28 protein-coding genes are annotated in these 25,683 nt (G+C 68.2%); 13 read left to right on the forward strand and 15 right to left on the reverse strand.

Annotated features, from left to right (window positions below):
* Positions 1–26: 26 nt before the first annotated feature.
* Positions 27–1,202, reverse strand: a complete 1,176-nt coding sequence (locus ACW6W5_RS15335) for a thiolase family protein (protein WP_121038700.1) — start codon at positions 1,200–1,202, stop codon at positions 27–29.
* A 175-nt stretch (positions 1,203–1,377) separates the two neighbouring features.
* Between ACW6W5_RS15335 and ACW6W5_RS15340 the strand changes: the two genes are divergently transcribed.
* Positions 1,378–4,245 carry a S8 family serine peptidase gene (locus ACW6W5_RS15340; protein WP_458233656.1) on the forward strand — a complete coding sequence of 956 codons (2,868 nt, stop codon included), beginning with the start codon at positions 1,378–1,380 and terminating at the stop codon, positions 4,243–4,245.
* A gap of 80 nt (positions 4,246–4,325) precedes the next feature.
* Here the strand turns inward: ACW6W5_RS15340 and ACW6W5_RS15345 are convergent, their stop codons facing one another.
* Positions 4,326–5,423, reverse strand: a complete 1,098-nt coding sequence (locus ACW6W5_RS15345; protein WP_121041184.1) for a Glu/Leu/Phe/Val dehydrogenase dimerization domain-containing protein — start codon at positions 5,421–5,423, stop codon at positions 4,326–4,328.
* A 341-nt stretch (positions 5,424–5,764) separates the two neighbouring features.
* On the opposite strand from ACW6W5_RS15345, the gene ACW6W5_RS15350 reads away from it, so the two are divergent.
* On the forward strand, positions 5,765–6,826 hold the full coding sequence (locus ACW6W5_RS15350; protein ID WP_152154469.1) for an HDOD domain-containing protein: 1,062 nt from the start codon (positions 5,765–5,767) through the stop codon (positions 6,824–6,826).
* A 1-nt stretch (position 6,827) separates the two neighbouring features.
* Here ACW6W5_RS15350 and ACW6W5_RS15355 read toward each other — a convergent pair whose 3' ends face one another.
* The 3 genes from ACW6W5_RS15355 to ACW6W5_RS15365 form a co-directional block, all read right to left on the reverse strand.
* Complete coding sequence (locus ACW6W5_RS15355; protein ID WP_152154463.1) at positions 6,828–8,405, reverse strand: phospholipase D family protein; 1,578 nt, start codon at positions 8,403–8,405, stop codon at positions 6,828–6,830.
* Between the two features lie 48 nt (positions 8,406–8,453).
* Positions 8,454–9,164, reverse strand: a complete 711-nt coding sequence (locus tag ACW6W5_RS15360) for an rRNA pseudouridine synthase (protein WP_121038691.1) — start codon at positions 9,162–9,164, stop codon at positions 8,454–8,456.
* An 81-nt stretch (positions 9,165–9,245) separates the two neighbouring features.
* A complete protein-coding gene (locus ACW6W5_RS15365) occupies positions 9,246–9,743 on the reverse strand; it encodes a M48 family metallopeptidase (protein WP_121038688.1) in 498 nt (165 codons plus the stop codon).
* A gap of 73 nt (positions 9,744–9,816) precedes the next feature.
* Here ACW6W5_RS15365 and ACW6W5_RS15370 point away from each other — a divergent pair, with 73 nt between their 5' ends.
* Together ACW6W5_RS15370 and ACW6W5_RS15375 are read left to right on the forward strand one after the other, a co-directional pair.
* Positions 9,817–10,368, forward strand: a complete 552-nt coding sequence (locus ACW6W5_RS15370; RefSeq protein ID WP_152154461.1) for a DUF2058 domain-containing protein — start codon at positions 9,817–9,819, stop codon at positions 10,366–10,368.
* Between the two features lie 109 nt (positions 10,369–10,477).
* Complete coding sequence (locus ACW6W5_RS15375) at positions 10,478–10,744, forward strand: DksA/TraR family C4-type zinc finger protein (RefSeq protein ID WP_121038682.1); 267 nt, start codon at positions 10,478–10,480, stop codon at positions 10,742–10,744.
* A gap of 46 nt (positions 10,745–10,790) precedes the next feature.
* Here ACW6W5_RS15375 and ACW6W5_RS15380 read toward each other — a convergent pair whose 3' ends face one another.
* Both ACW6W5_RS15380 and ACW6W5_RS15385 read right to left on the reverse strand, forming a co-directional pair.
* Entirely contained in the window at positions 10,791–11,372 is a 582-nt protein-coding gene (locus tag ACW6W5_RS15380; protein WP_121038679.1) for a mechanosensitive ion channel family protein, read from the reverse strand.
* 80 nt (positions 11,373–11,452) lie between these two features.
* Positions 11,453–11,644 (reverse strand): hypothetical protein, encoded by a 192-nt coding sequence (locus ACW6W5_RS15385; protein ID WP_121038676.1) that lies wholly within the window; start codon positions 11,642–11,644, stop codon positions 11,453–11,455.
* Positions 11,645–11,955: 311 nt separating this feature from the next.
* On the opposite strand from ACW6W5_RS15385, the gene ACW6W5_RS15390 reads away from it, so the two are divergent.
* The 3 genes from ACW6W5_RS15390 to ACW6W5_RS15400 are packed head-to-tail and all read left to right on the forward strand — an operon-like array spanning position 11,956 to position 13,978.
* The gene (locus ACW6W5_RS15390) at positions 11,956–12,540 is read left to right on the forward strand and encodes an RNA polymerase sigma factor (protein ID WP_121038673.1); all 585 of its coding nucleotides are present in this window, start codon (positions 11,956–11,958) and stop codon (positions 12,538–12,540) included.
* Positions 12,537–13,085, forward strand: coding sequence for a hypothetical protein (locus tag ACW6W5_RS15395; RefSeq protein WP_152154460.1), 549 nt, complete (start codon positions 12,537–12,539; stop codon positions 13,083–13,085). The genes ACW6W5_RS15390 and ACW6W5_RS15395 overlap by 4 nt, the downstream gene beginning before the upstream one ends.
* Positions 13,086–13,096: 11 nt before the next feature.
* The gene (locus ACW6W5_RS15400) at positions 13,097–13,978 is read left to right on the forward strand and encodes a DUF4097 family beta strand repeat-containing protein (protein WP_121038667.1); all 882 of its coding nucleotides are present in this window, start codon (positions 13,097–13,099) and stop codon (positions 13,976–13,978) included.
* A gap of 45 nt (positions 13,979–14,023) precedes the next feature.
* Here the strand turns inward: ACW6W5_RS15400 and ACW6W5_RS15405 are convergent, their stop codons facing one another.
* From ACW6W5_RS15405 to ACW6W5_RS15415, 3 genes are all read right to left on the reverse strand, one after another.
* Complete coding sequence (locus ACW6W5_RS15405) at positions 14,024–14,203, reverse strand: hypothetical protein (protein ID WP_019183415.1); 180 nt, start codon at positions 14,201–14,203, stop codon at positions 14,024–14,026.
* Between the two features lie 11 nt (positions 14,204–14,214).
* Positions 14,215–14,514 (reverse strand): YkgJ family cysteine cluster protein, encoded by a 300-nt coding sequence (locus ACW6W5_RS15410; RefSeq protein WP_080114834.1) that lies wholly within the window; start codon positions 14,512–14,514, stop codon positions 14,215–14,217.
* A 317-nt stretch (positions 14,515–14,831) separates the two neighbouring features.
* A complete protein-coding gene (locus ACW6W5_RS15415) occupies positions 14,832–16,187 on the reverse strand; it encodes an Hsp70 family protein (RefSeq protein ID WP_121038664.1) in 1,356 nt (451 codons plus the stop codon).
* A gap of 118 nt (positions 16,188–16,305) precedes the next feature.
* On the opposite strand from ACW6W5_RS15415, the gene ACW6W5_RS15420 reads away from it, so the two are divergent.
* Complete coding sequence (locus tag ACW6W5_RS15420) at positions 16,306–16,641, forward strand: zinc ribbon domain-containing protein YjdM (RefSeq protein WP_019183411.1); 336 nt, start codon at positions 16,306–16,308, stop codon at positions 16,639–16,641.
* Between the two features lie 6 nt (positions 16,642–16,647).
* Here the strand turns inward: ACW6W5_RS15420 and ACW6W5_RS15425 are convergent, their stop codons facing one another.
* Positions 16,648–17,784: a tetratricopeptide repeat protein gene (locus ACW6W5_RS15425; RefSeq protein ID WP_152154458.1), complete on the reverse strand. Its 1,137-nt coding sequence runs from the start codon at positions 17,782–17,784 to the stop codon at positions 16,648–16,650.
* Between the two features lie 230 nt (positions 17,785–18,014).
* On the opposite strand from ACW6W5_RS15425, the gene ACW6W5_RS15430 reads away from it, so the two are divergent.
* The 4 genes from ACW6W5_RS15430 (at position 18,015) to ACW6W5_RS15445 (ending at position 20,932) form a co-directional block, all read left to right on the forward strand.
* Positions 18,015–18,620, forward strand: coding sequence for an HD domain-containing protein (locus ACW6W5_RS15430; protein ID WP_152154456.1), 606 nt, complete (start codon positions 18,015–18,017; stop codon positions 18,618–18,620).
* A gap of 47 nt (positions 18,621–18,667) precedes the next feature.
* Entirely contained in the window at positions 18,668–18,847 is a 180-nt protein-coding gene (locus ACW6W5_RS15435) for an oxidoreductase-like domain-containing protein (RefSeq protein ID WP_121038654.1), read from the forward strand.
* Between the two features lie 15 nt (positions 18,848–18,862).
* Entirely contained in the window at positions 18,863–19,510 is a 648-nt protein-coding gene (locus tag ACW6W5_RS15440; protein ID WP_193222878.1) for a DUF998 domain-containing protein, read from the forward strand.
* A 78-nt stretch (positions 19,511–19,588) separates the two neighbouring features.
* Positions 19,589–20,932: a virulence factor family protein gene (locus ACW6W5_RS15445; protein WP_152154454.1), complete on the forward strand. Its 1,344-nt coding sequence runs from the start codon at positions 19,589–19,591 to the stop codon at positions 20,930–20,932.
* A 27-nt stretch (positions 20,933–20,959) separates the two neighbouring features.
* On the opposite strand, the gene mprF is transcribed toward ACW6W5_RS15445, so the two are convergent.
* Positions 20,960–23,524 carry a bifunctional lysylphosphatidylglycerol flippase/synthetase MprF gene (gene mprF / locus ACW6W5_RS15450; protein WP_152154452.1) on the reverse strand — a complete coding sequence of 855 codons (2,565 nt, stop codon included), beginning with the start codon at positions 23,522–23,524 and terminating at the stop codon, positions 20,960–20,962.
* A 193-nt stretch (positions 23,525–23,717) separates the two neighbouring features.
* On the opposite strand from mprF, the gene ACW6W5_RS15455 reads away from it, so the two are divergent.
* A complete protein-coding gene (locus ACW6W5_RS15455; protein WP_152154450.1) occupies positions 23,718–24,065 on the forward strand; it encodes a RidA family protein in 348 nt (115 codons plus the stop codon).
* A gap of 97 nt (positions 24,066–24,162) precedes the next feature.
* On the opposite strand, the gene rnfB is transcribed toward ACW6W5_RS15455, so the two are convergent.
* From rnfB to metG, 3 genes are all read right to left on the reverse strand, one after another.
* Complete coding sequence (gene rnfB / locus ACW6W5_RS15460) at positions 24,163–24,582, reverse strand: Rnf electron transport complex subunit RnfB (protein WP_121038641.1); 420 nt, start codon at positions 24,580–24,582, stop codon at positions 24,163–24,165.
* A 28-nt stretch (positions 24,583–24,610) separates the two neighbouring features.
* On the reverse strand, positions 24,611–25,252 hold the full coding sequence (locus ACW6W5_RS15465) for an HAD family hydrolase (protein ID WP_152154448.1): 642 nt from the start codon (positions 25,250–25,252) through the stop codon (positions 24,611–24,613).
* Positions 25,253–25,312: 60 nt separating this feature from the next.
* Positions 25,313–25,683, reverse strand: a 371-nt coding sequence (gene metG, locus ACW6W5_RS15470; RefSeq protein WP_458233657.1) for a methionine--tRNA ligase subunit beta, incomplete at its 5' end; no start/stop codon positions are given.

Consider the following 25,683-nt stretch of genomic DNA (forward strand, 5'->3'; position numbering starts at 1 on the left):
TTTTGAGAAATGCGCGTTAAATCAAATCAAATCAATTCGATAGCGATGGCCGTGGCTTCGCCGCCGCCAATGCACAGGGTAGCAATTCCGCGCTTGGCGTCACGCTTGCGCAATGCGTTCACCAGCGTGACCACCAGCCGTGCACCGGACGCACCGATGGGATGACCCAATGCGCAGGCGCCGCCATTGACATTGACCTTGTCGTGCGGAATGCCCAGTTCGCGGATCGGCGCCATCGCGACCACGGCGAAGGCTTCGTTGATCTCGAACAGGTCCACCTGGTCCAGCGTCCAGCCGGTCTTTTCCAGCAGCTTCTGGATCGCACCGATGGGGGCGGTGGTGAACCATTCCGGCGCCTGGGAGTGGGTCGCATGGCCGACGATGCGGGCCAGCGGCTGCAGGCCGCGGGCGGCGGCATCCTCTTCGGACAGCAGCACCACGGCGGCAGCGCCGTCGGAGATGCTCGACGAACTGGCGGCGGTGACGGTGCCGTCCTTCTTGAACGCCGGGCGCAGGGTCGGGATCTTGGCGATGTCCGAGCGGCTCGGCTGCTCGTCCTGTGCGTATTCCACCTCACCCTTGCGCGTGCTGACCTTCACCGGGACGATCTCACCGTCGAAAGCGCCGTTGGCCTGGGCGGCCTGCGCACGGCGCACCGATTCGATGGCGAAGGCATCCTGGTCCTCGCGGCTGACCTGGTACTTCTCCACCGTGCACTCGGCGAACTCGCCCATGGCTTTGCCGTCATAGGCATTGACCAGGCCGTCGTGGGCCATGTGGTCGATCACCTGGAAGTTGCCGAAGCGGTTGCCGGTGCGCGAGTTGGGGATCATGTGCGGGGCGTTGGACATCGACTCCATGCCGCCGGCGACCACGATGCTGGCCGAGCCGGCCTTGATCAGGTCATGCCCCAGCATGATGGCCTTCATGCCCGAGCCGCACACCTTGTTGAGGGTGGTGGCGCCGGTGGAGACCGGAATCCCGGCGGCGATCGCGGCCTGGCGGGCCGGCGCCTGGCCGAGGTTGGCCGGCAGCACGCAGCCCATGATCACTTCGGAAACGTCCGCAGCCGGTACTCCGGACTGCTCCAGGGCCGCGGCGATCACGGTGGACCCCAGGGTCGGGGACGGCACGCCGTTGAACTGGCCCAGGAAGGAGCCGATGGCGGTGCGCTTGGCGGCGGCGATGACGATGTTGGACATGTGCAATCTCTTTGGTGCGTGAGCGAAGAGCGGAATGGGAACGCGGGCGTTGGAAGCCGACGCATTTCCCGGCAGACTGCGTGGGGGTCGGTCCAGTATAGAGGGTCGGCATTGACTGCCGGTGTCTGCCCGGGGGCAGGCAGGTGGGGAAGGTCCATTCACAAGGGGAGCAGGGATGAAGCAGGTTGTGATCGGCAGGTCGGCCCTGGCCGCGGCGTTGGCGTTGGCACTCAGTGCCTGCGGAGGCGGGGGCAGCAATGTCCGCGGGGATCTGGAGCCGTCGCCTCCCCCGACCACCCCGCCGTCGCCGCCCCCCACCACGCCCCCGACGCCACCGCCGACCACGGCACCGCCGGCACAGCCGGCCTTCGATGCGCACCTGAGCATCATCCAGGCCGGCCCCGCGCAGGCGGCCGGCTGGACCGGCGCCGGCGTGCGCATCGGCGTAGTCGATTCAGGCGTCAACCGCAGCCATCCGGCGCTCAACGGGCGCGTCGTGGCCAGTTACACCTACGTCGATCCGCGGGTGAACAACCCCAACGTGGATGATGTGGTCGGGCATGGCACCGTGGTGTCCCAGTTGGCTGCCGGTCGCCGGGTGGGAAGCTGGCCAGGCGGTGTGGCGACGGATGCGCAGATCGTGTCGGCACGGATCATCGCCGACAAAAGCCCGGTCGATGATGGGTCCGGCAGCGGCAACCAGGTCAGCGGTGCGCTGGGCCTGGCGCCCGTGCACCAGGATCTGATCAATGCCGGTGTCAAGATCATGAACAACTCGTGGGGCGGCCTGTACTGGACCAATCCGGCCGCCACCGCGCCGATTGCCCAGGAGTACCGTCCTTTCATCATCGGCAATGGCGGCCTGGTGGTGTTCGCGACCGGCAACGAGAGCAAGGCCAATCCCTCCAGCATGGCGGCCCTGCCCAGCCAGCCGGGCACCGGCGGCAGCCTGCCGGCAGCGGATCTGGAGCGCGGGTGGCTCAGCGTGACCGCGGTCGATACCGCCGACCCGAGCAAGCTGGCCTCCTACGCCAACGCGTGCGGCGTGGCAGCACGCTATTGCCTTGCGGCCCCGGGCACCGCGGCGTACGTCGATCCGGCCAACACCGGCGGCACGCCCACGTACTACTACGGCTCGGGCACGTCCTATGCAGCGCCGCTGGTCTCCGGCGCGGCCGCGCTGGTGTGGCAGAAGTACCCGTACTTCACCAACGACCTGGTGCGTCAGACCCTGCTCGGCACGGCGACCGATCTCGGCGCGGGTGGCGTGGACAGCACCTTCGGCTATGGCCTGCTCAACATCGCCAAGGCGATCAACGGACCGGCCAGGCTGGACTGGGGCGATACGACGGTCAATGTCAGCACGCCGGGGCTGAATTCGGTATGGAGCAACGACATCAGCGGCAGTGGCGGACTGACCAAGCAGGGTACGGGTGCGTTGACCCTGGCCGGCGCCAATACCTACACCGGTGACACGTTCATCGAGCGCGGCACCCTTGCGTTGCGCGGCGGTGCGTCGCTGCGTTCCAACGTGCTCATCGTGCCGCAGGCAGGTGATCCCAACGCCGCGGCGCTGCAGTTCATGAACGGCACCACGCGGGTGGGCGGCAACGTGGACAACGGCGCCAGCGTGATGCTGCGCAGCGACAATATCGATGCTGTCATCGAAGGCAACTACATCCAGCGTGCCGGCGCGCAACTGGTCGTCGCACTGGGGGCCAACCCGCTCATGGTGAACGGCACCGCCACGCTGGCCGGCACGGTCCGTGTGGACAGCATCATCGCCGGTTACGTGCCCCGTGACGGACGCACGCAGCCACTGCTGCATGCCGATGGTGGGGTGACCGGCACCTTCGCCAGCGTCACCAATGGGCTGACACCCGGCAGCCTGCTCCAGGCCAGCCTGCTGCACGCCAACAACGACGTCACCATGGTCATCGACCGCATCAGCGTGACCAGCGCCAGCCTCCAGGCCGGCCTGGGCGGCACGGCGCTGGCCTCGGCAGCGCGGGTCGAATCCGCGTTTGAAGTGCTGGATCGCAGCGGCGCGGCACTGGATGGGTTTGCCGACGGGGCCGGGAAGCTGCAGCAGGTGGATGGCGCCAGCGCCTTGCAGGCCAGCCTGGACAGCCTCTCCGGCAAGGCCCACGCCCTGGCCACGGCAGCGACCTTCGACAGCATCGACATGAACCGTCGTGCGCTGTCGGCACGGGTCGGTGATGTGCAGGCCGCGCCACGCCTGCGCGGTGCCTGGCAGAGCACGCTGGGCGAGGCGGGCCAGGGCAGTTTCGCCGGCAACGGCGTGGCGACCCGCGGCTGGATGATGGGCCAGGACATGGCATTGGGCAGCCACGGCATGCTCGGTTTCGCATTCGGTGAAACGCGCAGCTACGGCAGCCGCGCGTGGGGCAGTGACCGTGGTCGCGACCGTCAGTCGCAGGCGCAGGTGTATGCCGGCTGGGGCACGGGCCGCGCGTATGCGATGGGCCAGATCGGCGCCGGCCAGTTCACCCGTGAGATCGATCGCCAGTTGCTGCTCGGTGCCGGGCAGTACGGCGTCAATACGCGCTATGGCGGCAGCTTCAGCGCGGCCAGCGTGGAGTCGGGCTACCGTTTCGGCAGTGCCACTGCCTCGCTGACGCCTTACCTGGGCGCCGAGTACGCCCGGGTGGACAGCGATGGTTTCAGTGAAACAGGCGGCATGGGCTTTGGGCTGCGCGCGCGCGATGCCGTGAGTACGCGCAGTCAGGCGTTGGCCGGCCTGCGCGCCGAGCGGCGCTGGGGCGGCTGGTCGCTGCGCGGCTATGCCGAATGGCAGCAGCATTTGTCCAGCGACGGCCTGGCCTTGGACGCCAGCTTCGTCGGCGTCGAGGCCTGGGCGCCGGTAGCAGGGTTGCAGCCGGCCCGCTCGGGCGGGTTGTTCGGGCTCTCGCTGGAGTCGTGGTTGAGCCGCAACAGCCGACTGGCGTTCGGGTACGACCAGCGCTTTGGGCCGCGCGGCGATCTGCGTCAGGTGCAGGTGCGCTATTCGGCTGGGTTCTAAACGCGGGCCTGGCCGCGACGCACGAAAAAAAAGAGGGCGCGATCGATGATCGCGCCCTCTTGGTTTGTCAGCGCAACGGCTCAGTTGCCGCGCAGGCTGCCCCGGCGCGGCGTGCTCCGGCCCAGCGGCATCTTCAGCTTGCCGATCGACAGGATGCGCGATTCGGCGATCTGGTCGGCGGCGCGCTGCGGGGCGATGCCCTCGCTCTGCGACAGCGCGAAGATGCGGCCGAGGTTGTGGTAGATGCTGCGGATCAGGCGCATCGCGCGCTCACGGTTGTAGCCGTCGATCTCCAGCGAGACGTTCATGACGCCCCCGGCGTTGACCGCGTAATCCGGTGCGTAGAGGATGCCGCGCGCGTGCAGCTCGTCGCCGACCTCCAGGCTGGAGAGCTGGTTGTTGGCGGTACCACAGACGATCTTGCACTTCAGGCGCGGCAGGGTATCCGGATTGATCGCGCCTTCCAGCGCGCAGGGCGCGAAGATGTCGGCGTTGACGTCGTAGATGTCTTCCGGCTTGACCGCCTCCGCACCGTATTCGGTGACAGCGCGGTCCACGCGCGTGCTGTCCAGGTCGCTGACGTACAGCTTGGCGCCACGATCGCGCAGCAGCTTCACCAGTTCCATGCCGATATGGCCCAGGCCCTGCACCGCGATGCTGGCCTTGCCCACTTCCTCATGGCCCAGCTTGTGCTGCATCGATGCCATCAGCGCCTGCAGCGCGCCGTACGCGGTGAACGGTGCCGGGTCGCCGGAGCCGCCGTGCACCTGGTGTACGCCGGTGACGTACTCGCTCTCCAGGTAGATATTTTCCATGTCGTTGACATCGGTGCCGACGTCCTCGGCGGTGATGTAGCGGCCACCCAGCGAATCGACATAACGGCCAAAAGCGCGGAACAGCACTTCAGTCTTGTCGCGCTTGGGGTCACCGATGATCACCGCCTTGCCACCACCCACGTTGAGGCCGGCCAGGGCGTTCTTGTAGGTCATGGTGCGGCTCAGGCGCAGCGCATCGGCCAAGGCCTCGTCGGTGCTGGCGTAGGGACGCATGCGCACACCGCCCAGGGCCGGGCCGAGGGTGGTGTTGTGGATGGCGATGATCGCCCTCAGACCGGCGTCGCGGCTGTGGCAGAACACCACTTGTTCGTGACCGGTGGTTTCGAGGGTTTCAAATAACATGGTGGCTCCGATGGTGCGAACGGTGGCGAACAGCGGCGAACGCGCCAGCAAAAGGTGGGTTGTAAAACAAAAAAAGCGACGTCGTCGGGTCTCGGACGGGTCGCGCGGCGCCATTCTAGTGCATTCCGACGGACGGTGTTGTCAGGGGTCTTGCGCACCACGGCCATTAAAGTTGCTGAAGCGCAGGCCGATGCCGTGGCAACGGTGTGGATGGCCGGTCATCGCAGGAAGGATCACGTGGGCGCAGTCGCAACAAGGCAAGTGCGGGACCCGGCGCGTCCAGGGCCATGGGCATGAACGGCGCGATGGTTGTCGGCGCCGCTGTGCTGGCGCTGCTTGGCATGGCCGCTGTGCTCGGTCACCGGCGTGCCGTGGTGGCCCGGTCGATGGCGCGTGGCGCCGCCACGCACGGGCGGGCCGCGGCGTTGCCGGTCGCCCCGGTAGCGCCGGGTACCGATCCGGTGGGGGTGCTGCAGGCCGGGCTGCATACGCTGGCACTGGTGCCGCGCAGTGGCGATGCCGCCGACGCGGCGGCCCCGCGCACCGTTGAACTGCGTGATGCCGTCACCGCGTCGCTGCTGGCGCGGGACTGGTCGGCCAAACACCTGCCCCGCCGTCCGCAACTGCTGCCGCAGCTGATCCAGACCGTCAACGACAGCGACGCCTCGGCGCGCGCAATGGCCGCGATCATCAGCCAGGACCCGGTGTTGACCGGCAATCTGCTGCGCATCGCCAACAGCCCGGTCTACCGGGTGCAGGCACGCCCGGTGGAGACCCTGCAACGTGCGGTCACCCTGGTCGGTACCGATGGCATCCGCCAGATCATCAGCGCGGTGCTGGTGCAGCCGGTGATGCAGCTGCAGTGCGATGCCTTTCCGCAGTTCAGCGCGGTGATCTGGGAGCATGCGCTGCTGGCCTCGCGCGCTGCCGCCGACCACGCACGCACCGTGACCCATGAAGATGGCTTCGCCGCGCAGTGGCTGGGCCTGACCCAGGGCCTGGGCGCAGCGCTGGTGATGCGCCATCTGCTCGATGCCTGCACGCAACAGGCGCTCGCCGCCCCGCCGCGCGCGCTGGCGGCCGATCTTCTCGACAGTTGGACCCTGCCGGTGGCCAGCCGCATCGCCGCGGCATGGGAGCTGCCCAAGGCCGTGCACGATGCCTTGATCCGCCAGAGTGGCAGTGGATTGGCGGCCAGCCTGCGCTTTGCGCGTGCGGCGGCGGCGGCCAGCCTGCTGTGCCGCCATGGCCAGATCGGTCAGGTCCAGGCGCTGGCGTTGCTGGAGCAACTGGACGACACGCCGCCGCATGCACTGCACTGGATCTGGCGGCGCGTGCACGGGCGGGCCGTGGAAACGCTGGAGGGCGAAGAGGCCGAGCTGGACGTGGCCCAGGCCGGCTGAGCTAGAGCTGCGACTCCAGCGGCAGCCAGCTGATCGCGCGCGCGCTGGCCCGCAGCCAGAACCCGGCATCGGGTTCGGTGTACAGCCAATGCGGCGGCTGCGCATCACGCTCCAGCCAACGCACGTCGCCGTCCGGTCCCAGGGCCACCCAGTAGCTCTGGCGTGGGCTGGCCAGGCGCAGGTATTCCCCGCGCAGCTGCGCGGCCAGGACCGGATCGTTGAACAGCACGCCCATCTCGGTGTTCAGATACGCCGAGCGTGGGTCCAGATTGAACGAGCCGACGAAGCCGCGCTGGTCGTCGATCATGAAGGCCTTGGTATGCAGGCTGGCGCCACTGCTGCCGAACAGGCCGCCGCCATCAACGTTGCCGCGCGATTTGAGCTCGTACAGCTGCACGCCACTGCGCAGCAACGGTGCCCGGTAGTGCATGTAACCGCTGTGCACGGCGGCCACGTCATTGGCGGCCAGGGAGTTGGTGATCACCCCGACCTGCGCGCCACGCGCCACCATCGCGCCCAGCCCCTCGGCGCCCTCCTCGCCGGGCACGAAGTAGGGCGAGATCAGCAAGGCTTTGTGCTGCGTGCTCTGCAGCTCCTGCACCAGGCGCGTCACCAGCCAGCCGGCCTGATCGTCGCGGCGGTGCTTCATCGGCGGGTCCGAGGCGATGGCCACGTGGTTTGACCAGTGCAGATCCAGCGCATCGCGGTAATACGATTTCTCCGCCTGCGAGCGCGCCACGCGTTCCAGATAGGGCTTGGCACTGTCCAGGCGCGCTTCGTGCTCGCTTTCGCGGATCAGCAGGCGCAGCTGCGGTTCGGTGTAGAACGCCAGCGCACGGATCGGTACGGCGGTATCGCTGTTCCAGTACTCGTCGAAGATCGTATTGGCCTGCTGCACCGCTTCGCCGGCCACCAGCAGGTCCAGGTCGCGGAAGTTCACATCCGGGCGTGCGCTGAAATACTCCTCGCCGATGTTGCGGCCACCGACGATCGCCACGCGCCCATCGGCGATCCATGACTTGTTGTGCATCCGGTGGTTGACGCTGAAAACGCGCTGCACCATCTCGACCAGGCGCCAGAGCCCGCTGCGGTTGCGGAACGGGTTGTACAGGCGGATCTCGATGTTGGGGTGCGCATCGAGCGCCATCATCAGCGCGTCCTTGTCCTGCGCGTTCATGTCATCGAGCAGGATGCGTACCCGCACGCCGCGCTCGGCGGCGCGGTACAACTCGTTGGCCATGAGATGGCCGATGAGGTCGTCGTGCCAGATGTAGTACTGCAGGTCCAGGCTGCGCCCGGCGTGCTGGGTGATCACCGCGCGTGCGGCGTATGCGTCCAGCCCGTCGGACAGGAAGGCCACACCGGTCTGGCCGGGGTGCTCGGCCTGCAGGCGGACCAGCTCGCGATCGATCGGGGTCTGGTCGGCCTGCGTGGGCAGCACCGTCGAACGCTCGCCCACGGCCTGCGGGGTGAGGTGATCGGCCAGCAGCAGGCCGCTGAGGACCAGCAGGATCAGCAGGGCGACAACGATCCCCAGCCAGCGCAGCAGCCGGCGCCAGAACGGTTTTTTCTCGGTCATGCCCCGATCGTAAGCGGCCGGGGCGTGCAGGGCGAGTGCTGGCGCGGTTTAGAAACGCTCGTCCGGCGCCAGGTAACGCCACTGGCCCGGGACCAGCTTGCCCATCGCCACGCGGCCGATGCGCAGGCGGCGGATGCTGATGACCTCCAGCCCGACCTGGGCGCACATGTCGCGCAGCTGGCCCGGATGCACCGGCTTGATCGCAAAGCGCAGGCGGGTTTCGTTCTGCCAGCTCACCTTGCACGGTGGCAACGGCCAGCTGCGGAAGCTCAGGCCGTGCGCGAGGCGCTTCATGCCGTAGGGCGCCAGCTCGCCACTGACTTCCACCAGGTATTCCTGCTCCAGCGTTGCGCCGCGATCCTTCAGGTGCGAGATCACGCGCCCGTCCTGACTGACCACCACCAGGCCGCTCTCGTCATCGGACAGCGGCATCACCAGCTGCAGGGCGTGGAAATGCCGCTGCAGCAGGGTCACACCGGTGGCGTCGAGTTCACTGCGGCTTTCCGGGGTCACCAGGGCGCACAGTTCGTCCGAGCGCATGCCGGCCGGCTTGTGCAGCAGCATGCTCACGGTCTCGGTGCGGGTTGCCTCTGCGTTCTCGCGCAGCACGATGTCCTCGTCGGTGACCATCGTCTGCGGCTGTTCGACCACCTGGCCGTTGACGGTCACCCAGCCGCCCTCGATGTAGCGCTGGGCGTCGCCACGGGAGCAGCCGATCAGGCTGGTCAGGCGTTTGTCGAGTCGGATCGGGTCGGTCATGGGGCAGGCAACATAAAACGGGAAGCGGGCGGGGAGTGTACTGGCTGGGGCCCGGCGCTGCGCGATGAGGGTCGCTGCGGCTCAGGCCGGCGTGCGTTCCAGGTGGGTCAGGTACAGGCGCAGATCGAACTCCAGCTGGTGGTAGTCCGCTTCCATGTGGGTACACAGCTGGTAGAAGGCCTTGTTGTGGTCCGATTCCTTCAGGTGGGCCAGTTCATGCACCACGATCATCTTCAGGAACGGGGCCGGCGCCTCGCGGAACACCGTGGCGATGCGGATCTCTCGGCTGGCCTTGAGCCGGCTGCCCTGCACCCGCGAGACCGTGGTGTGCGTGCCCAGCGCGTGCTTGAGGACCTGCAGCCTGCTGTCGTAGATCACCTTGGACAGCGGCGCGGACTGGCGCAGGTAGCGCTCTTTCAGGCCCTGGGTGTAGTCGTAGAGCTGGCGGTCGTTGCGGACGGTATGCAGTTCGGCATAGCGGCGCTCCAGCCACGGCCCCAGCCGGTCGCCCGCGATCAGCTCGCGCACCTGCTGCTGCAGGGCGTCGGGATAGCCGGCGAGGTACTTCAGGGCGGTCATGCGGGCGGTTGGGGCGGGGCGGGCAGACCAGTATGATGGCCCCCGGAATCCCGCAACAACAGATGCTAGGCGTATGGCGAAGGCAAATCCCCTGCAGGAGCAGCTGCTCAAGGCTGGGCTGGTCAAGAAATCCCAGGTCTCCCAGGCCGCCCGTGAACAGGTGAAAGCCCGTCACGGCAAGGCCCCCGTCGCGCCCAGCGACAGCCAGCGCGAGGCCGAGCGCCTGCGTGCGGAAAAGGCGGAACGCGATCGTGCGCTGGAAGCCGAGCGCAAGGCCAAGGGCCACGCCCAGGAGCTGCAGGCCCAGGTCCGCCAGATCGTCGAGGCGCACAAGGTCAAGCGTGAAGGCGAGAGCGAGTACCGCTTCAACGACGGCACCGTGATCCGCACCCTGCTGGTCAACAACGTGCTGCGCCGCCAGCTGGCCTCGGGCAGCCTGGTGATCGTGCGCCATCGCGACGGTTTCGAACTGCTGCCGCGGGCTGCGGCCGAGAAGGTCCGCGAGCGCGATGCCAGTGTGATCGTGCTCGACAACGCCCAGCCCGGCAGCGAACCGAGCACCGGCAACGCCGAGGACGATGCGTACTACGCCCAGTTCCAGGTGCCGGACGACCTGGTCTGGTAAGCCACGTCTGAAGCGTTCACCCGGCGCCGCGGGCGTTCAGCCCTACGTTGGCTGGGCGCGGTGGACGGGGTCTATGCTGGTGGCCTGACACCGGCATGGGAGACACATCATGGCGACAGGTTGGGCTGGCGACGGTGCCGTCCAGGATCAGATCGACGCCACCGTCGATGAAGCCATCCAGCGGGCACGCGCGCAGCTGCGCGACGGCCCCGGTTTGACCCACTGCGAGCATTGCGACGCGCCCATTCCCGAGGCGCGGCGGAAGGCCGTACCCGGCGTACGCCTGTGCGTGCGCTGCCAGGAAGAAGAGGACGCCGCCCAGCAGGAGGGCAGCGGCTACAACCGCCGCGGCAGCAAGGACAGCCAGCTGCGCTAGGTATCGATCCTGCGCCCGGGCATTGCCTGGCCGACGGCGGCGGGACTCAGCCGTCCCCTTGAATCCCGCCCGGCGCCTGCGAAGGATCGCGCCAACGGCGCACGGTGCGTTGGAAGAACATGTTGTTGGGCATCTGCAGCACCGTGCCTTCATGCCCGCTGCCGGTTTCCTGCAATGTGGTGTAGATCAGGTTGATGTCGATCACGCGGCCCTTGAGTCCAGGCTTCTCACCGTTCTCCAGCAGCTCGATGTAATCGTGCAGGCGGAACGGCCGCGTGGTGAAGATCAGCAGCGTGCAGAAGATGTTGGACAGCACGCTCCACGCCGCGAAGAACGCCACCGCGCCGACCGCGGCGAACCCGGTGAAGGCGGTCCAAAGTACCGTTGCCGAGACGCCCACGATGTTGAGCACGATCAGCAGCACGGTGAAATACACCACGAAGGTGAACACCCGGCGCGCGCCCATGATCATTTCCGGCGGGAGTGTGTAGTGCTCACCGACGCGGCGGATGAGCCGCCGGGCAACCAGCCGCAGCAGCCAGGCCACCAGCAGGGTCACCAGAATCTGCAGGGCAGGGACCCCGTAGTGCAGCCATTCGTGGGTCCAGGCGGGCAGATGGTCTTTCATGGGGGAGGAATTCCTTTGCAGCGTTAGTGCCGATCCCGCCATGGTAATGCCGATGCGCCTCACCGCATCGTGGTGCCGGCTTACTCCGGCTTCCTGCCGTACACATCGAACACAGCGATCATCGCCGAGGCACACAGCGGCGCGTTCTGCGCGTACTGCACACAGACATCGGGTGCTTCAGACCTCAACGTGACCTGGATCTGCAGCGGGCTCCACGGCAGCGTGCAGCCGGTGGCCAGCGAGAGCAGCAGGGCCAGGCAACTGGAAGACATGGGAATACTCCTTGGCGGGGGCCGGTAGTGACATGGGATTGGATGCAGCGCCGGCCAGGAAGGTTTAAAGACCGCAGAAATAATCCGCCTTGCCGCACGCGTGCCACACGCGAGTCCCGTAGCGGCCGGTAGGCCCCTGGGCAAAATCAAGGAGGAGGTCGTCGCCTTAAGGCGGCGGCCGGGCGACATTTGCCGAGGGGCCTGCCGGTTGCTACGGGGCCCTCACGCTCGCAGCAGCCCCAAGCGGAGGCACCTGAAAAGAAAGTCAGAACGGGCTTAAACCTTTTCCATGCCCCCCGCATCCAACGGATATGCTCGACACGACCATGCCCGCCTCCAGCGCCACGACCCAGGCCGACGCCGCCGATGACCACGCCCTGGTGCGTGCCGCGGCGGCCGGCGACGTGACCGCGTACGAACGCATCTACCGACGGCATTCGCCGCGTGTATACGCCGTGCTGTGGCGGCTGTGCGGCGGCCACGCGGCCCGCGCCGAGGATGCCCTGCAGGAGGCCTTCCTGCAGGCATGGCGCGCCCTGCCGGGCTTCCGTTTCGAAAGCAGCCTGGGCACCTGGCTGCACCGCCTGGGCGTGAATGCAGCGCTGATGGAACTGCGCGCCAACGCCACCGGCGATGCGCGCGATGCCGGTGAGGAGGGCTGGGAGTCGCTGGCCATGCTGCCCGCCCAGGACCGCTGCGCCGGCACCTCGATGGACCTGGAGCGCGCGTTGGAAACACTGCCGCCACGGGCCCGCGCGGTCCTGGTCCTGCATGACATCGAAGGGTGGAAACACCAGGAAATCGCCGACCAGCTGCAGATGGCCGTCGGCAGTTCCAAAGCACAGCTGCACCGTGCGCGCGGCCTGCTGCGTGCACGCCTAGGAGAAACCGCATGACCCCCCATGATTCCGATCACGACGAACTGTCCGCTCACGACGAGCTGAGTGCACGCCTGCGCGCCCTGCCAACCGAGCGCGTCCCGCCGGCACGGGTGTGGCAGGGCATTGCCGCGCAGCTGCCAGGCCAGGCCCAGGCCCAGGCCCCGGCCCCGGCCCCGGCGGTTGCGGTGGCAACGCTGCCGACACGCCGCCGGCGGCAACGCTGGCCGCTGCGCATCGGGCTCGGCCTGGCCGCCGCGCTGGCGCTGCTGATGGTGGTGCCGACGCCGGTCCCGCACACGCCGGCACCATCGCTGCTGCAACGCCAGGCCGATGCGATGGCCGGTGAATACCAGCAGGCCATTGCAGCTCTGCCCAGTGCCGATCTCACCGATGAGTGGCGCCCGGCCCTGCATGAACTCGACGCCAGCGCGGACAACATCCGCGCGGCCATCGCTGAAAATCCCCGCTCGCGCTATCTGCTCGGGCAACTGCAGCGTACCTACGCGCTGCGGCTGGAACTCACCCAGCAGGCGGTGCTGTCCGCCGGCCTGCCCACTTGAAGGAGAACCCCATGCGCATTCCTCTGTCCCTGATCGCCGCCCTGGCCCTGTGCCTGCCGCTGGTTGCCCAGGCCGCCACCAACGTCAATGAGCGCCACCCACTGGGGGCCGGCGGCCGCGTGGAGATCAGCAACATCGCCGGCAAAGTGACCGTGCGCGGCTGGGACCGCAGCGACGTGGCGCTGACCGGTTCGATGGCCGATGGGCTCACCCTCAAGCAGGACAAGAGCAGCAACCGGGTGCGCTGGGAAGTGGAGTACCCGCGTGGCCGCAGCAACGGCGGGGCGACCCTGGAGCTGCGCGTGCCGCGTTCGGTGGAAGTGCAGCTGGGCACCATCAGCGCCGACATCGACGTCGCCGACATCGACGTGCGCCGCCTGCAGGCCAACAGTGTCAGCGGCAGCATCACCGCGGCCGGGCGCAGTGGCGAGACCACGTTGAACACGGTCAGTGGTGGCATCCGCTCGCAGCTGCAGACCGCACGCCTGGATGCGCGCACGGTCAGTGGCCAGTTGCTGGCCGGCGGTGGGGCGTCAGGGGAAGTGGCGGCCGAATCGGTTTCCGGCCGGGTCAACGTCAATGCCGGGCGGATCCAGCGGCTGGCGGTGGAAACCGTCTCGGGCAGCCTGGACGTGAGCGCGACCGGCATGGCGCCGGGCGGCAAGGTGACGATGCAGACGGTCAGCGGTTCGGTCGCGCTGAAGCTGCCGGCCACTGTCTCGGCGCAGTTGAACGTCAAGACGTTCAGCGGTGGCATCCAGTCCGACGCCGGGCAGGTGGAAAAGCCGCGTTATGGCCCGGGCAGCAGCCTGGATGCGCGTCTGGGGTCGGGCGATGGGGATATTTCGATCAACTCCCATTCCGGGAGCGTGCGGGTCAGCCTGGGCCGCTGAGTGCGGCCACCGCACCGGCCAATGCCGGTGCGGTCGGCAGCAACGTCAGCCGGCTTTCTTCAGCGCCAGGGTATTGCCCAGCACTTCGATCTTGCCGCCACCTTTACGGAAGGCAGCCAGATCCGCAGCGATGCTCTGGCTGCTGACGGCGGAGTTGGACCCTTGCTTGCGGTCGACGCGAACGGTGTTGCTTGCCTTGGGGGAGGTCTTTGGCGTACGAGCCATGGATGCTCCTGCTATGGATGAAGCGTGGAAGAAAACGTCGACAGATCCTGCTGTTGTCGACGGTAGTCCTGCCGCACGAGGCGGCAATCATCGCCGCCCATGTCGAACTGACGGCAGATCGCGGGTCGCTGCGAGTAGATCGTGCAGCGCAGGTGATACGGGTCGATCGCAGCGCACCAGCCTTCTTCGTTGCGTGCCATCACCGTGCCGCCACGCGCATCGGTGTCCAGCAGGTAACCGGGCACGTTGTCGTCAGGCATGACGGTGACGGTGAGCCGACAGCACACCGCGTCGCAACGACGGCAATCGATGGGGTCGGGCTCGGACGATGTAAGAAGTGCAGCCAGGCGTTCGCCCAATCTGAGTGTCTCTTGGCGGCTCGGGGTGCAGCAGGCTGTGAACGAGCCGGATCACAGCGATGAGCGATCCCGGCACCGCGGACAGGTCCGGACGGTGGCAGCATCGAAGAGGACGGTGGCCTGGGAGGCCCGGAAGATGGTGCTTGTTGCGTCAAGCGCATTGCGCTTTGAAGCCGAAAGATGATAGCGCTTTCGGCGTAACGTTTTGTTAATAAGGCCGTTCACGCCTCTTCAGGCCTTGCGGGGCAAGGCCTGGCGCTGCCGGTGGATCAGTTGGCGGCGGCCAATGCCAGCCCGTGCACCACACCGAAGGACGGATTTCCGCGAACCAGGGTCGAGCCCGGGAACGCGTTGGCCACGGCCTGCTGCAGGTAGCCGGCGCGCGACATGCCGCCGGTCAGGAACACCGCTGCCGGGTCGTGGCCGATGTCGCTGCGCACCTGCTCCAGCAGGGCGGTCAGCTCGCCCAGATACCCGCCGGCGGCGGTCTCCAGCCGCGAGGCATCGATCTGCATCTGCAGGCCGCGCTCGATGAAGTCCAGCGCGCTGTCGTGGCTGGCCACGCTGCTGAGGGCGATCTTGCAGCGCTCGACTTCACGATACAGGCGCGCGGTATTGCCGGTGTCCTGCAGGGCGGTCAGGCGCGGGCCGAACGGCGCGTCCACATCACGGTAGGTGTGCTGGCGGAAATCACGCTGGCGGGTCATGTCCTGCACCATCGCCGCTTCTACATAGTGGTGCGCCGGCACGCGGGTGATGCCGCGGCCGAACAACGGCATGTAGCCGCCCAGACTCAGCGCCAGATCGATATCGGTACCGCCACGGGCGATACCCCAGGCGCGGTGGATGGTCGGGGCCTGGCCGCCGCCCACGCGCGCATGGGCGACATCGGTGGTACCACCGCCGATATCCACCACCACCGCGTCATGCTCCTGCGGGCTCTCGGCGTGGTAATGCATCGCGGCGGCCGCCGGCTCTTCGAGGAAATCGATGCTGTCGAAGCCGGCTGCGATCGCCGCACCGTGCAGGATCTCCAGCGCCTGCGCGTTGCCGGCCTCGCCGATCGAGCTGCGGAACTGGACCGGGCGGCCCAGCGTGGCGGTGCGGATCGGCGTGTCCAGCTGGCGCGAGGCGGTCAGGCGGATGTGCTCGAGGATGTGCGTGGCGATGCCGGCGATGGTCTGGCGCGCACGCGGGTGCAGGTTGTAGCCGAGCATCGACTTGGGGCTCTGCACCAGGTTGCCTTCGTTCTCTTCGAAGTAGGCCTCCAGCGCGTCATCGCCGTAGACCGCGTTCTGCAGCAGGGTGGTGGAGCTGAGCGGGGCGCGCATCTGCTCTTCCATCCACTGCCGGCGCACCACGCGCAGGGCCTCGCGGCGCAGTGCATCGGGGGTACGCTCCTGGCCGGCGGCGCGGGCATCGCGCGCGGCCGCGTCGACCAGCCGGGCCAGATCGTGTTCCAGCGCCGGGGTCAGTTCGAAGTCGTTCGGGTCGCGCATCACCTCGGGGAAATACACCGTGGTGCGGAACTGTTCGGCCTGGCCGAACTGGATCGGCACGACCTTGCCGTCGATCACCACGGCGGCGGCGGAGTTGCTGGTGCCAAAGTCGATGCCGAGTTTCATGCGGGGGCCGGGCCGGTGGTCAGGGGGCGCGCACTTTGCGGCAACGGGACCGCCGACGCAAGGGCAGCCGGTAACGGGCGGTTACACTAACGGCCGTTTCGTAACCGAAGAGCTGTCGATGTCCGCCATTCCCGCCTGCCCGCAGTGCACCCTGGAAAACACCTATGCCGATGGCGCGCTGTTCATCTGCGCGGATTGCGGCCACGAGTGGGCGGCCGGTGACGGTGGCGGCGAGGCCCTGGTGGTACGCGACAGCAACGGCAACGTGCTGGCCGCCGGCGACACCGTGACCGTGATCAAGGACCTGAAGGTGAAGGGCTCCTCGATCCCGCTCAAGCAGGGCACCGTGATCCGCAATATCCGCCTGGTCGAGGACGATGCCGAGCACATCGAAGGCAACTCGGAAAAGATCAAGGGCCTGGTCCTGAAGACCTGCTTCCTCAAGAAGGCCTGAGCCGGCTCAGTTGGCGTTGGTGCCGCGCTGGCGCCAGCGCTGCAGGCTGTCCAGCTTGGCCTGGTAGCGGGATCTGAGGGCGTCGCCGTTTTCGCCGGCCAGATCCCGTGCGCGCTGCATTTCGATCGAGGCCCGGCGCGCATCGCCGGCCAGGAAGTAACTCCGGGCCAGCGCGAAGTGGAAGGGATGGGCGGTCTCGTAGAGGCGGACGGCCCGGCGGTAGAAACGCACCGCCGCGGCGTAGTCCCGGCGCTGCTCGGCCTGGGCGCCGAACATGTACTGGGCGAAGGGATCGTCGCGCTGTACGCGCGCCAGCCGGCTGGCCAGCAGGCCGGCCTGCCGGGTGTCGCCCGTGCGCCGGTACAGCGTGCTGGCATTGCTCAGGCTGGCGCCATGCCGCGGTTGCAGGCGCAGGGCGGTTCCATAGTCCCTGCGGGCCTGGTCCAGCCTGCCCATGCGCGCATCCAGAACGCCCAGGTTGTTCCAGGCGGCCACGAAGTCCGGCGCCATGCCCAGCGCGGCGCGGAAGTAGGCGCGCGCGCCCCCGGTATCGCCGGCGGCCATGCGGTCGGCCCCGCGGTTGTTGTAGAAATGCGCCAGCGTGCGTTGCCGGTTGATGCGCTGCGGGCCGAGGCGGTCATACAGCACGCTGTGGTCCAGATCGACCGTGCCGCTGCGCCCGTCCAGCACGATGCCCGCGTTGACGTGGCCCACGCTGTAGATCACCCCGGAGGCCTGGTACCAGCTCACCACCTGCGCCACTTCCTGGACATGCGCATCGATGCCGGCGAGGTTGGCAAGGGTGACGAACAGCAGGGTGAACGAGAGGCAGTTGGCGCGCCGCGTCTGCCACGTTTCACCGATCGTATGGGTCGCGTCGGGGTCGTAGGCCAGGTGCAGCCCGTGTTCGTCGAAGATCATCTCGACCAGCCGCTGCAGGCGGCGCTCGCGCGCGTAGCCCGGATCGATGACCCGTTCGTGCAGCAGGGCGAGCAGCGGGGCGGGCACCTCAAGGATCTGCGCCGGCGTGGGCAGTGCGGTGGCGCTTGGCTCAGCTGCGGCCGGCGGCGCCGTGTCGGCCGCCCAGACCGGCGTGGCGGCCACGGCCATCCACGCGATCAGGAAGAGTCTGCATGCGGTCATCGCCGTCACCTCGCGAGGCGTTGGGGTCCGTCCACGCCAGTCTAGGCGGGTCGTCGGGCGCCGGCATGCCGTTCATCGGCCGATCGCGCCATCCACAGGGGATGTGGATCAGCGGTCGACAAACATGTGGATAACCGGACGCACCCACTGCGCGGCAACGGTTCTGTGAAGGTGGTCAAAAAAGCACCGCCCGGCTTGCCAGCGTCGCTGCGACGGCCAATCATGCGTGCATGCACGTCGAACCGATTCCGCTGCCCGCCGGGCAGCTTGCCGCGCTGGAAACCGCCTACGCCCTGCCGCCGCGGGCGTATCACAACTGGTCGCACGTCCAGGCCGTCCTGCAGCACTGCCGCACGGTTGCCGAGGCCGGTCCGGGCTGGGTCCGGCCGCGTGAGGTGCAGTTGGCCGCGCTCTACCACGACGCCATCTACGACGCGGGCCGGGGCGACAACGAAGCGCGCTCGGCCGACATGGCACGCCAGGCCATCGCACGGTGGCTGCCGGAGGCCGGGATCGATGCGACGCGGGTGGTCGAGCTGATCGAACTGACCGCCCGCCACAGCAAGCTCGCGCCCGGCGACGTCGACCCGGAGGCGGCGCTGTTCCTGGATTGCGACATGGCCATTCTGGGGGCGCCGGCGGCGGTGTTCGATGCGTACGACCGGGGCATCGCCGAGGAGTACGCCGGGCACGTGCCGGGCTTCCTGTTCCGGCTCAACCGCCGGCGCTTTCTCAAGCAGGTACTGGCGCAACCGCGGATCTTCCTGAGCGACTTCTTCCATCAGCGGCTGGATGCGGCCGCGCGCGACAATCTGCGCCGGCGGGTTGAGCGCTGAACCACGCCCGCTACACTGTGCGCGCTGTTTTCCCTACGTGTGTGGCCATGTCCGTGTCCGTTCCAGATCCCGATCCGCGTCCGCAGCCGCCGGAAGAGCCCGGCCCCAACGAGTGCTGCGGCAGCGGCTGCCCGCTGTGCGTGCTGGATCTGTACAGCGATGAGCTGCAGCGCTATCGCGCCGCGCTGGCCGCCTGGAAGGAGCGTCACCCCGAGTCCACCGACTGACCCCAGGAGCTGGAGATGTCGCGTCCCCTGCCATGCCCTTCCCGCTGGCCCGCGCAGCATCACGGACGTGCCGCCCTGACCACGCTGATGGCGCTGGGGCTGTTCATCGCTACCGCGCTGTGGACGCAATGGGCACGCGATGACCTGGACTGGGTGCAGGCCACCCTGAGCCTGTACCTGCATGGCCCGTGGGGGCTGGCATTGCGCACCGCTTACTGCCTGCTGGCGCTGGCGATCATGCTGCTGGCCGTCTCCCTGCATGCCAACAGTCGCTCGCCGCGACGCAGTGCAGCGGCCCCCCTGCTGTTCTGGGTAGCCGCGCTGGGCCTGATGGGCGTGGCGATCGGCGACAGCTGGCTGCCCGAGCGCGCGCCGCTGCTGGCACCGCTGGTGCACGGGCTGTCGGCCAATACCGCATTCCTGTGCGTGAGTGTGGCGATGCTGCTGCAGAGCTGGTATCTACGTGCCGATCCGCGCTGGCGCGGCTGGGCCGGGCCGGTCTGGTGGTGGGCCTGGCTGTGCTTCGTGCTGCTGTGGCTGCACGTGCTGTGGCGCGGCCCGCCGCGCGGCGCCGGGCAGAAGCTGGTGATCGCCGTGGTGCTGGTGTGGCTGGTCGCGGTGGCCTGGCAGCTGTGGCGGCAGGCGCGTCGCGACGCGCGCTGAGCGTCCGGCCACGCTGTGTACATGCCCTTGGCAGGGCAGGGGCGTATCGTTGGCACACTAGTCATGGGATGCGCGACGATGCGGCGAGCCGGTTGGGGGATGATGCTGGGTGTGGTGCTGGCGGGGATGTCCGGACAGGCGCTGGCCGCGCCGCCGCCGCTCAGTCACGGTCGTTTCGAGAACGTGCCGGTGTACCTCCCGGACGGTCACCCGCAGCGGGTGGTGGTGTGGTTCGACGGCACTGCCGGCCACCCCGACAGCCAGCAGCGTATCGATGCGCTGCGTGCCGAAGGCGCGCTGGTTGCCCAGGTCGATGTCGCGCATCTGCGCCAGGTGCTGGCCCGCGAGAAGAGCGGTGATTGCGAGTTCGGTGCCGGCGATGTGGAGAATTTCTCGCGCTGGTTCCAGGCCTATCTGCACGTGCCGGGCTACCACCTGCCGCTGATCGGCGGCGATGGCGAGGGCGCGGCGCTGGCGTACGCGGTGGCCGCAGAGGCCGATATCCAGGTATTCGCTGGACTGCTTACCACCGGCTTCTGCCCCTCGGGCGTGCGCGAGCGCAAGGTCTGCGGCGCCGGCAGCAGCCACGGCCGCCTGCAGCCGGCGGAACTGAATTTCCCGTGGTTGAACGCTGCCGGCGATGTGCATTGCCCGGCCGGCGAGTCGGCCGCATTCGTGCGCAAGGTCGGCATGGGGCGCCAGTTCGAGCGCACCGCGCGGGGCGACGCGTTGCCCGGCCTGCTGGCCGCGGCCAAGGTGATCGGCGCGCAGAAGGGCGTCAGCCTGGCGCCGCCGCCGGATGACCTCAAGGGCCTGCCGGTGGTCGATGTGCCGTCGAGCAAGCCGGGCGACACCTTCGCCATCTTCGTCTCCGGCGATGGCGGCTGGGCCGGGCTGGACAAGGAGGTGGCCGCGTCGCTGAGCGAGGCCGGGGTGCCGGTGGTCGGGGTGGATTCGCTGCGCTACTTCTGGACCGCACGCACGCCTGAGGGCTTCGCCCGCGATCTGGAGCGCATCGCCACGCACTACAGCCGCCAGTGGCAGCGCCGCAACGTGGTGCTGGTCGGTTTCTCGCAGGGCGCCGATGTGCTGCCGGCGGCAATCAATCAGCTGTCACCGGCTACCCGGGAATCGGTCTCGATGATCGCGCTGCTCTCGGTGGGCAAGACCGCCGACTATGAGTTCCATGTCAGCAACTGGCTCGGCGGCGGTGGCGATGGCCTGCCGATCGCGCCGGAGGTGGCCAAGCTGCCTGCCGGCAAAACGTTGTGCGTCTTCGGCGAAGACGATGGCGACGCGCTGTGCCCGTCGCTTCCGGCCGGTGGCAATGCGCAGGTCATCAAGCTCCCCGGCGACCATCACTTCAAGGGCGATTACGACCGTCTCGCCGATACCATCGTCCAGCGTCTGCCGGCGCGCTGAGCGCCTGCGGTCTCTGCCGGCACAGACTCAATCGTGCCGGCGCGGGTCCAGTGAGATCAGCCGTGTCGCATCAAGCAGGGCGGCGGGCAGGTGCACACCGCCTGGCGCGGCCAGATAACGTGCGCGCCAGACCGGGGCGAACTTCGACTTGAAACGGCGCAGGCCGCTGAAGCCGTAGAAGCGTTCGCCATGCCGCGCGACCACGTTGGCGAAGCGGTTCCAGCGCCCGGCCAGGCGATGCTGGGCCAGCCCGGACAGCGGTGCCATGCCCAGCGAGAACCGGTGGAAACCCTGCTCGCGGCCCCACAGGAACAGCTCGATGAACAGGAAATCCATGGTGCCCTTGGGCGCATCATCGACATGCCGCATCAGGTCGACCGACAGCTCATTGCCGGCCGGTGCCTGCCACAGATTGGCGAAGGCCACGATGCGGCCTTCGGCTTCGACCAGCGCGACCGGAAAGCGTGACAGGTAGGCCGGATCGAAACTGCCCAGCGAAAAGCCCTTCTCATCGCCGGCCTTGTCATCCAGCCACTGCTGGGAGACCACCGACAACGCCGGCAGCAATCCCGGTACTTCCTCGGGCGCCGCCACCCGGAAGCTCAAGCCACCGCGCTTGCCGCGGTTCCAGGCTTGGCGCAGATCCGCGCGATCGCGGCCTTCCAGCGTGAACGCCTGCAGCGGCACCATCGCCTCTTCGCCAAGCTTGACCAGGGTCAGGCCGAGGTCGAGATAGGTCTGCCAGTGCGCCTCACCGACCTGGTAGAACACCGGGCGCAGGCCGAGCCGATCGGCTTCCTCACGGAAGCGCCAGATCAGCGCACGCACCACGTCGGGCGGGCCGACCGGATCGCCCATCGCAATCAACGAGCCGCCGTAGCGCTGCATCATCACGAAGCCCCGCTGCGCCTCATCACGCAGCACCGCCTTGTCCGCGGTGAGTACCAGGCACGCCTGGGTGTCTTCGGCTGCTGCCAAGATCGGGGCGAGCGCGTCCAGCGTGGAGGCATCGGCCGCCGGCAACGGACTGCGCGTGCTGTGCAGCAACCGTGCCAGGCCGAAGATGGTCAGCGCGATCGCTACCAGCAACAAGGCACGCAGCGCGCGTGGCGCGTTGCCCTGCAGCGCGAACTGCCACCACAGCTCGTTCTGGTATTCCACGTGGCTGTAGACGAAGAACAGCAGCCAGATCACCGCGACCAGCACCAGCCCGAGGTTGCGGATCCACGGCCATGACCAGGCCTCGTCCAGCAATGCGCCCTGGCGATAGAACTCGCGGCGCGAGGCCCACAGCGCGGCAGCCACCAGCAGCGCCGACAGCGCGATCAGCACCTGCCCACCGCGCAGCCAGATCGGCAAGGGCGAGAGCACACAGATGCCGAGCGCGAGCATCCACGCGGCGTGGCTGCGCCGCTGCAGGCCCTGGCCGATCAGCAGCAGCGCGACACCGGCCAGACTGCCCAGCAGGTGCGAGGTTTCCAGGATCGGCAGCGAGGCGGAGATCAGGTGCCGGCGCGGCGTCGGCAGGGTGCCGTCGATCACCAGTGCTGCGCCGACGCCGAACACCGCCAGCGCGATGATCTGCGGCAGCCACGGGCGCAGCGCGGTCCAGCCGACCCGGGTCGCACCAGCACCGGCACGCAGCGGGCGGCGCAGCGCCGGCGCAACTGCCAGCACCGTAGCCAGCAGCAGCGGCAGCACGTAATAGGTCACGCGGTAGATCAGCGCCGCCGCCAGCACCGCAGCGGGCGCCACCTGCGGCAACAGCTTGAGCAGGCTCCACTCGAACACGCCCAGGCCAGCTGGCACGCTGGAGATCAGGCCCGCCAGCACCGCGACCAGATACAGCCCGACGAAACCGGGCAGGCCGGTTGGCGTATCCATCGGCAGCAGCACATAGAACGCCGCACTGGCCAGCACCAGTTCGACCACGCTCAGCGCAGTGACACCGAGCATCGTGCGGCGGTCGGGCAGCCACAAGGCATGCCCGCGGATCTGGAAACTGCGGCCTTCACGCCCGACCAGCAGCACCGTGCCGGCATAGGCCAGCAGGCCGAGAACGCCAATGACCCGCACCGCCTGCACCGGGATCGGCAGCGCCAGCGCCGCCGCGCCGGGTTCAAGCAGGAAGGCCAACGCCAGCAGCAGCCACGCACCGAATACGAAGCCCAGTGTGCTCATCAACACCACCTGGCCGATCTCGCCCAGGCTCAGCCCGGCACGGCCATAGCCACGCAGGCGCACGGCACCGCCGGTGAGGGCCGCAAAGCCCAGGGTCTGCCCCAGCGTATGCGCCAGGAACGCGGTGATGCCGACCCGCGCCGGGTGCAGGCGCTTGCCGCTGCGGCGCAGGCCGATCGCATCGAAGCCGATCAGGCAGGCATAGCTGGCCAGGCCAAGCAGCACGGTCAGCGCGATCTGGCCGGCGCCCAGATGCCGGAACGCCTCGCGGATGGCGCGGTAGCCATGCTCATCGAATTCGTTGGCCAGCCCACGCAGGGCCAAGGCCAGGATCACCAGCGGGATGACGACGGTCGCGGCGCGGCGCCAGGGGGCGCGGGCCGGCGGGGGAGCAGGGGCAGTGTCGGTCATCGGTACAGCGTGCTCCGGGGTGGGCGATGAAAGAGTCAACACAGGCGTGGCCGCCTGACCGGCAAATCGTGCGCCTGATGCCGACGCTTGCCAAGCGGGCGCGGTGTGCGGGCTGTGGCTGCTTTGCGCACCGGGCCCGGCAGGCGCGCGCCGCATCGGTGACAATGCGGTTCCATCCAGAGGAGTAATCGCCATGTTGGAACGTTTCGACGTTGGTCCGCGCATGTCCGAAATGACCGTGCACAACAAGGTCGCCTATCTGTCCGGGCAGATCCCCGAAGACACCACCCAGGACATCACCGGCCAGACCCGCCAGGTGCTGGAAGAGATCGACAAGCTGCTGGCGCTGGTGGCCAGTGACAAGCAGCACATCCTGCGCGCGGAAATCTTCCTGGCCGATATCAATGATTTCGCCGGCATGAATGCCGCGTGGGATGAGTGGGTGGTGGCCGGCATGACCCCGGCCCGCGCGACGGTGGAAGCCAAGCTGGCGGATGCGAGCTGGAAAGTGGAGATCGTGGTGACGGCGGCATTGCCGTAAGCGCACCGCGCACCCGCTGGGCGCCATGGTGATCGACGCATCGCCGTGCGCCCAGACCCTGCCGCCGCCGCAAGACGCATAGCGGCCGACGCAAGGATCAGGGCGCGCTGACCAGGTCGATGCAGTCCACTGGGCACGGCGGGATGCACAACTCGCAGCCCGTGCACAGATCGGCGATGACGGTGTGCATGTACTTGGCGCCGCCGACGATGGCATCCACCGGGCAGGCCTGGATGCACTTGGTGCAGCCGATGCAGTCGGCTTCGATCACCACCGCGACCTGCGGTGCCTTGTGTGCACCGCGCGTGCGGTCGAACGGCACCGCCGCCACGCCCAGGACATTCGCCAAGGCACGCGCACCGGCATCACCGCCCGGCGGGCAGTGATCGGTGCCCGCCTCGCCGCGTGCCATCGCCTCGGCATACGGACGGCAGCCGTCGTAACCGCATTGCCCGCATTGGGTCTGCGGCAACAGCCGGTCGAGGCGTTCGGTCAGGGTGTCGATGGGGAGGCTCATGGCGTGGCGGTGGCTGCGCGGTGGGGCATCAGGCCCGGCTGTCCCGGGCCGGTGGTGGTGTAGCCGGCGAATCCCGACGCGGCTTCATGGGCTTGCCGCGATACCAGCGCTCGTGGGCGAGCGCGAGCATCGGGCGGTCTTCGCGGCTGTCGCCGTAGGCGTGGATGCGCAGGTAGCGCGCGAGGTCGTAACGCCGGCGGATGTGCTCCACCTTGTGCGGCGCGCAGTCGCCCTCGGCGTAGCGCCCGGTGAGGCGTCCGTCGCGGCTCTCCACCCGGTTGCAGATCAGATCCAGCCCCATCGCCTCGCACCACGGGCGCAGGTACAGGTCCAGCGAGCCGGACACGATCACCACGGTGTGGTGTTGCTTGAGGTGCCAGTGGATCTGCTCGAGCATCTCCGGCCGCATCACCTGCGGCAGCACCTCACGTGCGTAGCCGGCGGCCTGGGCGGTGATGTCCTCGAGATGGCGGCCGGTGAAGGTCAGGCGGGTGACACGGGCGCGGATGCGTTGCGCGGAGATCAGCTTCAGGCGATAGGCCAGCAGCCACGGGCCGACTTTCCACCAGGCCTGTGCAAGCTGTTCGGGGGTCGCCACGCGGCGCAGGAAACGCCCGTAGGTATCGCAGGTGGTGACCGTGTGGTCGAAATCGAACAGCGCCAGTTCCAACCCACACCTCCAGGCAGAAGAGCGTGGCAGGGCGACCCGGTGGCCGCCCTGCCGCAGCGATCAGCGGACCGGCATGCCCGGCAACGCGGCGCTGTCGACGTCCAGCAGGGCAAGTGCGCCGCCGTCGAAACCGGCCGACAGGATCATGCCTTCGCTCAGGCCGAAGCGCATCTTGCGCGGGGCCAGGTTGGCGATGAAGACCACGCTGCGGCCGACCAGCTGTTCCGGCTCGCCGTAGCTGGCGCGGATGCCGGAGAAGATCTGGCGCTTGCCCAGGTCACCGGCGTCGAGTTCGAAACGCAGCAGCTTGTCCGACCCTTCCACGAACTCGCAGACCAGCACCTTGCCGATGCGCAGATCCAGCTTGGCGAAGTCGTCGATGCCGATGTAGGCCGGTGCGGCCTCGCCATCGGCCGCAGCAACCGGTGCCG

The organism is Stenotrophomonas sp. IS26 (assembly GCF_054188265.1).